1 protein-coding gene is annotated in these 14,110 nt (G+C 73.0%); it reads left to right on the plus strand.

What is annotated here, in order from left to right; all coding sequences use genetic code 11:
* Positions 1 to 99 precede the first annotated feature (99 nt).
* Positions 100 to 14,055, plus strand: a complete 13,956-nt coding sequence (locus OG302_RS38415) for an amino acid adenylation domain-containing protein (RefSeq protein ID WP_371749370.1) — start codon at positions 100 to 102, stop codon at positions 14,053 to 14,055.
* The last annotated feature ends 55 nt before the right edge of the window (positions 14,056 to 14,110 follow it).

The raw sequence follows: 14,110 nt of genomic DNA on the forward strand, positions 1-14,110 counted from the left end.
CGTCATGCCCGGCCCCGGTCCCACTCCCGCCCCTGAATCCGCACGCAAATCCGCACGCAGCAATGCGCTACGCAGCAACTCGCTCTGAGGAGAGAAGCGATGACCCGATCCCTTGTCGAGGACGTGTGGCCGCTGTCGCCACTGCAGGAAGGGCTGCTCTTCCACGCCGCCTTCGACAGCGAGGGTCCCGACGTCTACCAGGGGCAGCGGCTGCTCGAACTGACCGGCCCACTGGACGCGGACCGGCTGCGGGCCTCATGGCAGGCACTCCTCGCCCGGCACGCCGCCCTGCGGGCGAGCTTCCGCAGGCGCAGGACCGGCGAGGCGGTGCAGGTCATCGCGCGCGACGTCGAACTGCCGTGGCGTGCGGCCGACCTCTCCGGGCTCCCGGAAGAGGCCGCGTCGGCCGAGGCGGACCGGCTCGCGGGCCGGGAACGTGCCGAGCGGTTCGACCTGGCGAAGGCGCCCCTGCTGCGGCTCCTGCTGATCCGGATCGGCGTCGAACGGCACTGCCTGGTCGTCACGAGCCACCACGTCCTGATGGACGGCTGGTCCATGCCGGTGCTGCTCGGTGAACTCTCGGCGGCCTATGCGGCGGGCGGCGACACCTCGGGGCTCCCACCCGTGACGTCCTACCGGGAGTACCTGGGCTGGCTCGGCCGCCAGGACAAGGAGGCGGCGCGGGCCGCCTGGCGGGCGGAACTGGATGGCGCGGACGGGCCGACGCTGGTCGCGCCCGAGGATCCCGGCCGCTCGCCGCTTCCCCCGGAGAGCCTCATCGACGAGTTCCCCGCGGAACTGGCCGGGGGCCTGGTGCGGTTCGCCCGAACCCATGGGCTGACGGTGAACACCGTGGTGCAGGGCGCGTGGGCGCTGGTCCTCGCGCGGCTCGCCGGGCGCACGGACGTCGTGTTCGGCGCCACCGTGGCGGGCCGGCCGATGGAACTGCCGGGCGTCGAGTCGATGGTCGGCCTGTTCATCAACACGCTGCCGGTACGCGTCCGCCTCGACGCCGATCAGCCGGTCGCCCGGATGTTCGCCGAACTGCAGGAACGTCAGTCCTCCTTGATGGCTCATCAGCACCTCGGGCTGCCCGAGGTGCAGGGGCTCGCCGACTCCGGAGGCGCGGTCTTCGACACCCTCGTGGTGTACGAGAACTATCCGAGCCCGCCCGCCGAGCCCCCGTCCCCTGACACCTTCGGCGTGCGTGTCGCCGTCGGTCAGGAGACCGCGCACTATCCCTTCACGCTGGTGGTGGCGCCCGACGGTGAGCGGATGCTCTGCAAGCTCGACTACCGCCCCGACCTGTTCGACCGCGAGACCGCCGACGCGGTGTTCGCGTGGCTGGTGCGGGTGCTGGAACAGGTGGTGGCGGATCCGGCCGTCCTCGTGGGACGGATCGGGGTGCTCGCGGCGCCGGAGCGCGGCCTGGTCGTGGAGGGATGGGGCGGCACGGCGGGTGAGGTGCCGGGCGGCCTGGTGCCGGAGCTGGTGGCCGGACGCGTGGCAGCGGCGCCGGGCGCACCGGCCGTCGAGGGTGAACGGTCCTTCTCGTACGGGGAGTTGTGGGCGGAGTCCGGGCGCTGGGCCCGGTATCTGTCGGGCACGGGGGTGCGGCGCGGTGACCGCGTCGCGGTCGTCATGGAGCGGTCGGCCGAGCTGCTGCCCATCCTGCTGGGAGTGTGGCGGGCGGGCGCCGCCTATGTGCCGGTCGACGCGGGCTCGCCGCCGGAGCGCGTGGGCTTCGTCCTTGAGGACTCGGCCCCCGTCGTCGTGCTGTGCACGGAGAGGACCCGACCCGTCGTTCCACACGGTCCTGAGCCGGTCGTGGTCGACGACCCGCGCGTGCTGGGAGCCGTGCGCGCCGCGTCCGCTGCCGCCGATTCGCCGGTGCTCGTGGGTGCGGACGACGTGGCGTACGTGATGTACACGTCGGGTTCCACGGGTGTGCCCAAGGGTGTGGCCGTGTCGCACGGCAGTGTCGTCGCCCTGGTGGGGGAGCGCGGCTGGTCCGTGGGCGCGGACGACGCGGTCCTGATGCACGCCCCGCACGCCTTCGACGTGTCGCTCTTCGAGGTGTGGGTCCCGCTGGCCGCCGGGGGCCGTGTGGTCGTCGCCGGGCCGGGCGCGGTGGATGCCGAACAGGTGAAGGAGCACGTGGCCCGCGGGGTCACGTCCGTGCATCTGACCGCCGGTTCGTTCCGCGTACTGGCAGGGGAGTCGCCCGAGTGCTTCACCGGCCTGCGCGAGGTCCTGACGGGCGGGGACGTGGTTCCCGTCGGTGCCGTTGCCCGGGTGCGCGAGGCCTGCCCCGATGTGGTCGTACGGCATCTGTACGGGCCGACCGAGGTGACCCTGTGCGCGACCTGGCGGCTCTGGGGCCCGGACGACGCCGTCGGGTCGGTGCTGCCCATCGGCCGCCCCCTGGGCAACCGGCGGGTGTTCGTCCTCGACGCGTTCCTCCAGCCGGTCCCTTCGGGAGTGACCGGGGAGCTGTATGTGGCGGGCGAGGGCCTGGCCCAGGGGTACTGGGGCCGCGCCGAGCTGACGGCGGAACGCTTCGTGGCCTGCCCGTTCGTACCGGCCGGGCGGATGTACCGCACCGGAGACCTGGTGCGCTGGTCCGACACCGGTGAGCTGCTCTTCGTCGGCCGTGCGGACGCGCAGGTCAAGGTGCGCGGGTTCCGGGTGGAGCTCGGCGAGGTGGAGGCGGCTCTTGCCGCGCACCCTGCGGTGGCGCAAGCGGTCGTGGTCGCCCGTGAGGACGGTCCCGGCGAGCGCCGACTGGTCGGCTACGTCGTACCCGAAAGCCCTGAGGGCCTGGACCCCGAACTCGTCCGCGCCCATGTGGCCAGGACGCTCCCCGACTACATGGTTCCGGCCGCCGTGCTCCCCCTGACCGAGCTTCCCGTCACCCGCAACGGCAAGGTCGACCACAAGGCCCTGCCCGCCCCCGACTTCGCGGCACGGGCCACGGGGCGCGCACCCCGTACGGAGACCGAGGCGACCCTCTGCGGCCTGTTCGCCGAGGTGCTCGGCCTGGAACGGATCGGTGTCGAGGACAGCTTCTTCGAGCTGGGCGGCGACTCGATCATGTCGATGCAACTGGTCGCGCGAGCCCGCCGCGTCGGCCTGGTGGTGACGCCTCGGCAGGTCTTCGACGAGAAGACCCCGGAGCGGCTGGCCCTCGTCGCGGAAGCCGGGGGTGCCGCGCCGGCCGTGGAGCGGGCGCGCGACGCGGGTGTGGGTGAGGTCCCCTGGACGCCGGTGATGCGGGAGCTGGGGGAGCGTGGGCTGCGCGGCGGGTTCGCGCAGTGGATGATCGTCGGCGCCCCGGCGGATCTCGGCCGGGATGTGCTGACGGGTGGCATGAGTACCCTGCTCGATGCGCACGACATGCTGCGGGCGCGCGTGACGACCGGCGGCGACGGCCCCAAGCTGACGGTGGGGCAACGGGGTGCGGTCCCTGTCGAGGACCTGGTCGTCCGCGTCGGTGCGGAGGACGCGCCGACGGACTCGCTGGATGACGTCGCGGTACGGGCGGCGCGCGAGGCGGTGGAGAGGCTCGACCCGGGCGCGGGTGTGATGGTCCGAGCCGTGTGGGTGGACGCAGGCCCGGGGCGTGCCGGACGGCTGGTCCTCGTCGTGCATCACCTGGTCGTGGACGGCGTCTCGTGGCGGATCCTGCTGCCGGATCTACGCGCCGCGTGCGAGGCGGTGGCAGCAGGCCGGGACCCGCGACTGGACCCGACCGGTACGCCGTTCAAGGCCTGGGCGGAAGCACTGGTGGAAGAGGCGACCGGCGAACGCCGGACGGCCGAACTCACGGAGTGGACCGTGCTGCTTGGCAGCACCGCCGAACAGCCCGTGGGTGCACGGGGGTTGAGGTCGGAACAGGACACCGCCGCGACCATGCGCCGTCGTTCGTGGACCGTGACGGCTGAGCGGGCCGCTGTTTTGGTGGGTCGGACGCCGACGGTCTTTCACTGTGGGGTGCATGAGGTGCTGCTGTCGGCGCTGGTGGGTGCGGTGGCGCTGTGGCGGCGGGAGGCGGCTCCGGGTGTCCTGGTGGATGTGGAGGGGCATGGCCGTGTGCAGGTGGGTGAGGTGGATCTGTCGCGTACGGTCGGCTGGTTCACCAGCGTGCATCCGGTGCGTTTCGATGTCGGCGCCGTTGATGTCGGCCAGGTGGCGGCGGGTGGTCGGGCGGCCGGGGTGCTGCTGAAAGCGGTCAAGGAGCAGGCGCGGGCGATACCGGGCGACGGGCTCGGTTTCGGGCTCCTGCGCCACCTCAACCCGGACACGGCGCCGGTCCTTGCGGCTTTGCCGCGCCCGCAGATCGGCTTCAACTACCTGGGCCGCTTCACCGCCGACGCGGCGAAGAGCACGGTGGCCCCCTGGGAACTGGCCGGAAGTGAGGCCATCGGCGGCTCGATCGACCCCGACACACCGGCGCTGCACGCCATGGAAGCGAGCGCCGTCGTACAGGACACCCCCGAAGGCCCTGAGCTGACCGTCACCTTGAGCTGGCCCGGCGGGCTCCTCGACGATGCCGACGCGGCAGAGCTCGGCCGCGCGTGGGAACAGGTCCTCGGAGGTCTTGCCGCGCACACCGCCGATCCCACGGCCGGCGGACACACCCCGTCCGACTTCCCTCTCCTCGCCCTCACGCAGCACAACGTGACGGAACTGGAGGCAGCCGAACCGCGGTTGGCGGACGTATGGCCGCTGTCGCCGTTGCAGGAAGGGATGCTGTTCCACGCCACGTTCGACGAGGAAGGCCCGGACGTCTATCAGAGTCAGCGGCTCATGGCGCTGGACGGGCCGCTGGACGTCGACAGGCTGCGCGCCGCGTGGGAGGCGCTCCTCACCCGGCACGGGGCCCTGCGGGCGAGCTTCCACCGGCCGGAGTCGGGCGAGGCGGTGCAGGTCGTCGCCCGGCGAGTGGAACTCCCCTGGCGCGAGGCCGACGTGTCGGGTCTGCGGGAGGCCGACGCGCAGGCCGAGGCCGAGCGTCTGGCCGAGCGCGAGATGGCGGAGCGCTTCGACCTGACCAGGGCACCGCTGCTGCGCCTGCTGCTCATCCGCTTCGGCGAGAACCGGCACCGCATCGCCGTCACCAGCCACCACATCCTGGTGGACGGCTGGTCGATGCCGGTCATCCTCAACGAGGTGTCCGCGCTGTACGCGGCGAACGGCGACGCGACGCACCTGAAGCCGACCGCCTCCTACCGCGACTATCTGGCCTGGCTGGAGCAGCAGGACACGGAGGCCGCACGCGCCGCCTGGCGGGCGGAGCTGGCCGGAGCGGACGAACCGACGCTGGTGGCGCCCACGGACCCGGGCCGGCCACCCGTCGCGCCCGAAGTGAGCTCCGCGGAGCTCTCCCCGGAGCGGACCCGGGCGCTGACCGAACTGGCCCGCGCCCATGGGCTGACGGTGAACACCGTGGTGCAGGGCGCGTGGGCGCTGGTCCTGGCGCGGCTCGCCGGGCGTACGGACGTCGTGTTCGGCGGCACCGTGGCCGGGCGGCCCCCGGAGCTGCCCGACGCCGAGTCGATGATCGGGCTCTTCATCAACACCCTGCCGGTACGTGTGCGGCTCGACGCCGGTCAGCCGGTCCTGGAGATGCTCGCCGGGCTCCAGGAGCGCCAGTCCGCTCTCATCGCCCACCAGCACCTGGGCCTCTCGGAGATCCAGCAACTCGCAGGACCCGGCGCGACCTTCGACACCATGATGATGTTCGAGAACTACCCGCGGAACTCGGCCACGCTGCCCGCACCGGGCGGCGGTCCCGCGGCCGACGAGGTCACGATCACCCAGCTGAGCACCCTGGCGGGGACGCACTACCCGATGGCGCTCGGGATCGTCCCCGCCGACCGGCTCCGCGTTCTGGTGACCTACCGGCCCGACCTGATCACCAGGGAGAACTCCCTTCGGACCGCACGTCAGGTCGTGCGGATCCTTGAGCAACTCCTAGTGGAACCCTCGCTTTTGGTGGCACAGGTGTCCCCGCTGGACGCCGCCGACCGCGCATCGGTCGTGGAGGAGTGGAACGCCACGGGGGCACAGGAATCCCGCGTGGCAGCGCCCGCGACCGTGCCTGAACTGATCGCCGGGCGTGTGGCGTCGTCGTCGCCGGGTGCGGTGGCCGTCGTCGAGGGCGAACGGGCGGTCTCGTACGAGGAGTTGTGGGCGGAGTCAGGCCGATGGGCCGCGCATCTGGCCGGGCTGGGTGTGGGCCGGGGCGACCGAGTAGCGGTGGTGACGGAGCGGTCGCCGGACCTGCCGTCGCTGCTCCTGGGCATCTGGCGGGCCGGTGCCGCCTACGTGCCGGTGGACGTGGGGTGGCCGGCGGAGCGGGTCGCCTTCGTCGTGGGCGATGCGGCACCAGCGGCAGTGGTGTGCTCGTCGCAGAGCCGACGAGGGTTGCCGGACATGGCGGCTGCCCCCGTCGTGGTCCTTGACGACTCTCGGACGCGGGCGGCGCTGGCGGCGTACGGAACCGGCGGACCGATCGTTCCGGTGACCGCACACGATGTGGCGTACGTGATGTACACGTCGGGGTCCACGGGCACGCCGAAGGGCGTGGCGGTGCCGCACGGGAGCGTGGCGGCGCTGGTGGGGGAGCGCGGCTGGTCCGTGAGTGCGGACGAATCGGTCCTGATGCACGCCCCGCACGCCTTCGACGTGTCGCTCTACGAGATGTGGGTTCCCCTCGCCGCCGGTGGCCGTGTGGTCATGGCCGAGCACGGAGTGGTGGACGCCCCGCGGATGCGCGAGCACGTGAAACGCGGGGTGACGTCCGTCCATGCCACGGCAGGCCAGTTCCGGGCCCTGACGGAGGAGACACCCGACTGTTTCACCGGGCTGCGCGAGGTGCTGACCGGCGGTGACGTCGTCCCGGCGGGATCGGTGGCGCGGCTGCGGGAGGCCTGCCCGGACGTCACCGTCCGCCACATGTACGGCCCGACCGAGGTGACCCTCTGCGCGACCTGGCACGTGCTGGAGCCGGGCGACGCGATGGACTCCGTACTGCCCGTCGGGCGGCCGATGAAGGGGCGGCGGACCTACGTCCTAGACGCGTTCCTGCAGCCGGTGGCGCCGGGCGTGACCGGCGAACTGTACGTCGCGGGCGCCGGGTTGGCGCTGGGCTACCGGGATCGCCCGGGCCCGACCGCCGAACGGTTCGTGGCGTGCCCGTACGTGCCCGGCGAGCGGATGTACCGCACCGGCGACCTGGTGCGCTGGACCGAGGACGGGGAACTCGTCTTCGTCGGGCGCGCGGACGCGCAAGTCAAGATCCGTGGATACCGTGTGGAGCTCGGTGAGGTGGAGTCGGCCCTGGCCTCCCATCCCGCCGTGGCCCAGGCCGTGGTCGTCGCCCGCGAGGACCGGCAGGCGGAGCGGCGCCTCGTCGGCTACGTGGTCCCGGACGGCAGCGGCCCGCCGCCGGACCCCGAGCTCGTCCGTGCCCATGTCGCCGCGACGCTGCCCGAATACATGGTGCCCACCGCCGTGCTCACCCTGGAAACCCTCCCGGTGACCCGCAACGGCAAAGTCGACCGCGCTGCCCTGCCCGCCCCCGACTTCGCGGGCAAGGTCACCGGGCGTGAGCCGCGCACGGAGGCCGAGGCGGTCCTGTGCGCGCTGACGGCCGAGTTGCTGGGCCTGGAGCGGGTGGGGCCCGACGACAGCTTCTTCGCGCTGGGCGGCGACTCGATCATGTCGATGCAACTGGTCGCCCGTGCCCGCCGCGCGAACCTGCTCCTCAAGGCGCAGGACGTCTTCGAGCACGAGACTCCCGCGGGCCTCGCGGCCGTGGCCCGGCAGGTCGGCGCGGAGCCGGCCACCGCGGCGTCGGGCATCGGTGACGTCCCCTGGACACCCGTGATGCGGGCGCTGGGCGAGCGAGGCCTGCGCGGCAGGTTCGCGCAGTGGACGATCGTCGGCGCCCCGGCAGGTCTCGGCCGGGATGTGCTGGCCCGCGCCGTGGGAGCCGTCATCGACACGCACGACATGCTGCGGGCCCGCGCCACGGCAGGCGGTGGAGCCGACGAGCACGGCTCGGACGGACCCAGGCTGTTCGTGGGGCCACGTGGCTCCGTCGACGCCGCGTCCCTGGTCACGCGCGTCGACGCGGCGGACGCACCGGCCGAAGCACTGGACGAGCTCGCGGACGAGGCGGCCCGTGCGGCCACCGGGCGTCTCGACCCCTCGGCGGGGGTGCTGCTCCAGGCCGTCTGGCTGGACGCCGGTGAGGAGCGGACCGGCCGACTGGCTCTCGTCGTACACCACTTGGTGGTCGACGGACTGTCGTGGCGCATCCTCGTACCCGATCTGCGGACCGCCTGCGAGGCGTTGGCGGCCGGACAGCGGCCGGAGCTCGACGCGGTGGGCACGTCGTTCAAGCAGTGGACTGACGTCCTGGTCGCGGAAGCCACCAGCGAGGCCCGGACCGCCGAGCTCGCGGACTGGACCACTCTGCTCGGCTCGGCCGAACTCCCGCTCGGCAAGCGGGAACTGGAACCGGAACTCGACACCGCGGCCACCATGCGCCGCCGTTCCTGGACCGTGCCGCCGCACCTCGCGAGCACACTGGCGGGCGCCGCGCCGGCGCTGTTCCACTGCGGAGTGCACGAGGTGCTCCTGTCGACGCTCTCGGGGGCGGTCACGCAATGGCGCGGCTCGGGCGGGTCCGTGCTCCTCGACGTGGAGGGCCACGGCAGGGAGCCGCTCGCGGGCGCCGAACTCTCGCGCACGGTCGGCTGGTTCACCACCACCCACCCCGTCCGCCTGGACGCGGCCGGGATCGACCTGGCCGAGGCGCGGACCGGAGGCCCGGCGGCCGGAACGCTCCTGAAGACCGTCAAGGAACAGGCGCGGACGGTACCGGGCGGCGGGCTCGGCTTCGGACTCCTGCGCCACCTGAACCCCGACACCGCACCGGCCCTTGCGGCCCTGCCGACCCCGCAGATCGGCTTCAACTACCTCGGCCGGTTCACGGCGGAGACAGCGGCGGGCCCGGTCGCCCCCTGGCAGCTCGCAGGCGGTGAGGCGATCGGCGGCTCGGTCGACCCGGACATGCCCGCCCTGCACGCCCTGGAGGCGGGCGCCGCCGTGCAGGACACCCCCGAGGGTCCGGAGCTGACGGTCACGCTGACGTGGCCCACCGGTGTGATCGAGGAGGCGGAGGCGGAACACCTCGCCCGGCTCTGGCTCGACCTGCTCGCCGGCCTGGCCGCCCACACCACCGCCCCCGCGCCCGATGCCGCCACCGGCTCCACCGCGGGCGGACACACTCCCTCCGACTTCTCGCTCCTCGATCTCGCGCAGCACGAGGTCGACGAACTCGAAGCGGCGGTACCGGATGTGGTCGACGTATGGCCGCTCTCTCCGTTGCAGGAAGGGCTGCTGTTCCACGCGGGATTCGACGAGCAGGGGCCGGACCTCTACGAAGGGTTGCGCGTACTCGACCTGGAGGGTCCGCTGGACGTGGACCGGCTGCGGGCCTCATGGGAGGCCATCCTCACCCGGCACCCGATCCTGCGGGCCAGCTTCCACCGGCGTGCGTCGGGCCAGGCCGTGCAGGCCATCGCCAGGGAGGTGGAACTCCCCTGGCACGAGGTCGACCTGTCGGCGCTCCCGGCACCGGACGCCCGCGCCGCACTCGACCGGATCGTCGAGGACGAGCGTGCCCGCCGACTGGACGTGACGGTGGCCCCGCTGCTGCGCCTGCTGCTGATACGTCTCGGCGAGAACCGTCATGCCCAGGTGGTCATCAACCACCACATCGTCACCGACGGCTGGTCGCTGCCGGTTCTCATCGCCGAGATGTCCGAGATCTACGCGGCAGGCGGCGACGGCCGTGCCCTGCCCGCCGCGACCTCCTACCGGGAGTACCTGGCCTGGCTGGAACGCCAGGACAAGGAGGCGGCGCGCGAGGCCTGGCGCACGGAGTTCGCGGGCGCGGACGAACCGACGCTGACGGTGCCCGAGGATCCGTCCGCCGCGCCGGCCGTGCCCGAACGTGTGCCCTTCGAGTTCGGCGAGGAACTCACCCGCGGTGTCGTCGGCCTGGCGCGCGGACACGGCCTGACGGTGAACACCGTCGTGCAGGGCGCCTGGGCGCTCCTCCTGGCCCGGCTCGTCGGACGTACGGACGTGGTGTTCGGCGCGACGGCTGCCGGGCGGCCCGCCGAGCTGCCCCGCGTGGAGTCGATGGTCGGCCTGTTCATCAACACGCTCCCCGTCCGGGTCGATCTGTTGGCGGAGCAGTCGGTCGCCGAGATGCTGACCGGCCTCCAGGAGCGGCAGGTCGCGCTCATGTCCCACCAGCACATCGGCCTTTCCGAGATCCGCAGGCTCGCGGGCCCCGGCGCCGCGTTCGACACGCTCGTCGTGTACGAGAACTACCCGCGCCCGCCGCTCCGTGAGCCCTCGCCCGACACCCTGTCCATCCTCCCCGGCGGCACACCGGAAGACACGGGCCACTACCCCCTGACGCTGATCGCGGTGCCGGGCGATCGCCTGCACGGCGAATTCATCTACCGGCCCGGCGTGTTCGACCGTGCCTGGGCCGAGGAGATGGTGGCGGCACTGGGCTGCGTGCTCGAAGGGATGGCCGCCGACCCGTCGGCGCCCGTGGCCCGGGTGGGCGTCCTGGGCGGGGCGCGCCGCGAGCTCGTCGTCGGCGAGTGGAACCGCACGCGGGTCCCGGTGGCCGCGGAGACGTTGCCCGAGCTGTTCCGGCGGCAGGTGGTGCGGTCGCGTGACGCCGTCGCGCTGGTGTCGGGCGAGCGGACGCTGTCGTACGGGGAGCTGGAGGCCGAAGCGGGACGCTGGGCCCGCCGTCTGATCGCGGCGGGCGTGGGTCCTGAGCGCCGCGTGGCCGTGCTGGCACCGGGATCGTCGGCGACCGTGGTCGCCCTCCTCGCGGTGTCCATGGCGGGCGGTGTCTTCGTGCCGGTGGACCCGGGATACCCGCGCGAGCGCGTGGCGTTCGTGCTCGCGGACGCGGACCCGGCGGTGGTGCTGTGCACGCGGGAGACGCGGGCCTCGGTGCCGGACGGGTTCGCGGGTCACCTGATCGTCACCGACGACCCGGAGGTCACCACGGCAGTCGCCGCGCAGACGCCCGGACCCGTCGACGACGCGGAACGCACCGGACCACTGGGTGCGGACAACGCGGCCTACGTCATCTACACATCGGGCTCGACCGGGACGCCGAAGGGCGTGGTCGTGCCGCACGCGGGGCTCGCCAATCTGGCGCGGGCGCAGATCGAGCGGTTCGCGGTGGGGCCGGACGCGAGGGTGCTCCAGTTCGCCTCGCCGAGCTTCGACGCGGCGGTCTCCGAACTGTGCATGGCGCTGCTCTCGGGAGGCACCCTCGTGGTTCCGGGCGCGGACGCCCTGCCGCCCCACGTGCCGCTCGGACAAGCGGCCCGCACCTGGGGGGCGACCCATGTGACGGTGCCCCCGAGCGTCCTCGCGGTGGAGGAGGAACTCCCCGCGGAACTAAGGACGTTGGTGGTCGCCGGAGAGTCGTGCCCCCCGGCGCTCGTCGACCGGTGGTCCACGGGACGGCGCATGGTGAACGCGTACGGGCCCACCGAGCTGACGGTGTGCGCGGCCATGAGTGCGCCCTTGTCGGCGGACGAGGGAACGGCCCGGGACGCGGTGCCGATCGGCCGCCCGATGACCAACGTCCAGGTGTACGTCCTGGACCGCTTCCTCCAGCCCGTCCCACCGGGAACGCCGGGCGAGCTGTACGTCACGGGCGCGGGAGTGGCCCGCGGATACTGGGCGCGGCCCGGCCTGACCGCCGAGCGGTTCGTGGCGTGCCCGTACGTGCCCGGCGAGCGGATGTACCGCACCGGCGACCTGGTGCGCTGGACCGACGACGGCGAACTCGTCTTCATCGGGCGCGCGGACGCCCAGGTGAAGGTGCGGGGCCACCGGATCGAACCGGGCGAGGTCGAGGCGGTCATCGCCGCGCATCCCGGGGTCGCCCAGGCGGTGGTCGTCGCGCGCGACGACCGCGGGGCCGGCGAGCACCAGCTGGTGGCGTACGTCGTCACCGACCCCACGGAGGCGTGGCGGACCGAACAGCTCATGGCCGCCTTGCGCGACGCCGCGGCCGAACGGCTGCCCGCCTCCATGGTCCCGTCCGCGTTCGTCCCGCTGGAGCGGCTGCCCCTCACCGCGAACGGGAAGGTGGACCGGCGTGCGCTGCCCGCCCCCGACTTCGCCGGGAAGGTCTCGGGAAGGGAGCCGCGCACGGAGACCGAGGCCCTGCTGTGCGGCCTGTTCGCCGAGGTGCTCAATCTGGAACGGGTCGGTGTCACGGACAGCTTCTTCGAGCTGGGCGGCGACTCGATCTCCTCGATGCAACTGGCCTCCCGCGCCCGGCGCTCCGGCCTCGTGGTGACACCCCGGCAGATCTTCGAGGAGAAGACCCCGGAGCGCCTCGCCACCGTGGCGGAAACGGGCGATGGCTCCGGCCGCACCGCAGTCGAGGACATCGGCATCGGCGAGGTGCCCCTGACCCCGGTGATGCGGGAGCTCGGCGAGCCCGCACTCCGGCCGCGGTTCGCGCAGTGGGCGGTCATCGGCGCCCCGGCAGGCCTCGGACATGACGCACTCCTGACCGGTGTGGGCGCGGTCATCGACACCCACGACATGCTGCGCGCACGCGTGGTCACGGCGGCCGACGACGGCACAAACGGCGACGTGACCGAACCGCGGCTCGTCGTCGGCGAACAGGGATCCGTTGACCCGGAGAACGTGGTGACCCGGGTGGCCGCCGAGGACGCGGCGGACGGATCACTGGACGAGATCGCCGAACGTGCGGCGAAGGAGGCAGCCGGGCGCCTCGACCCCTCGACGGGCGTGATGTTCCAGGTCGTGTGGGTGGACGCGGGCCCGGCAAGGACCGGCCGACTGGTCCTGATGGTCCACCACCTGGCCGTGGACGGAATGTCCTGGCGGATCCTGGTGCCCGACCTGGCCCTCGCCTGCGAGGCCGCGGCGGCGGGACAGGAACCCGTGCTCGACCCCGTGGGGACCTCCTTCAGGCGCTGGGCGAACCTCCTGCCGGCACAGGCGGCGGGACCGGACCGCGTGGCGGAGCTCGACGCGTGGACAGCCCTCCTCGACGGCACCGAGCCGCTCATCGGCCGACGTGCGCTCGACCCGGCGGTGGACACCGCCGAGACGACGCGCCGCGCGTCCTGGCAGGTCCCACGGGAGGAAGCGGCCACGCTCGCGGGCCGCACCCCCGCGCTGTTCCACTGCGGGGTCCACGAGGTGCTCCTGGCGACGCTCGCGGGCGCGGTCACGCACTGGCGCGGCGAGGGCGGGGCCGCACTCCCCGGCCCCGCACTCCCCGGCCCCGTGCTCCTCGACATCGAGGGCCACGGCCGTGAACCGGTCGAAGGCGCCGAACTCTCGCGCACCATGGGCTGGTTCACCAGCACGCACCCGCTCCGCCTCGCCGTCGCCGACGTGGACCTGACGGAAGCGGCGGACGGCGGTCCGGCCGCCGGAGCACTCCTGAAGGCGGTCAAGGAACAGGCGCGGACGGTGCCCGGCGACGGACTCGGATACGGCCTGCTGCGCCACCTGAACCCCGAGACGAGCACCGTGCTCGCCGCCCTGCCCGGCCCGCAGATCGGCTTCAACTACCTGGGCCGGTTCACCGCCGGTGACCCGTCCGGCGGCCGTACGGTCGAGGCCTGGCAGATGGCCGGAGACACGGCGATCGGCGGCTCGGCCGATCCGGACATGCCGTCCATGCACGCGCTGGAAGCGGGCGCGGCCATCGTGGACACTGCTGACGGGCCCGAGCTGACCGTCTCGCTCAGCTGGGCGGGCCGCGCCGTCGACGACGCCGCGGCGGAACGCATCGGACAGCTCTGGCTGGACATGCTCGGCGGTCTCGCCGCCCACACCACCGATCCCACGGCCGGTGGACACACGCCTTCCGACTTCCCCCTCCTCGGCCTCGCGCAGAGCCAGATCGAGGAGCTCGAAGCCGGATTCAACCCGCACTGAAGTCCGCACTGAAGCCCTGAGGCTCCGAGGCAACGAAGCTCCGAGGAGAGAAGAG

Origin of the sequence: Streptomyces sp. NBC_01283, assembly GCF_041435335.1 — a bacterium.
GTDB lineage: Bacteria > Actinomycetota > Actinomycetes > Streptomycetales > Streptomycetaceae > Streptomyces.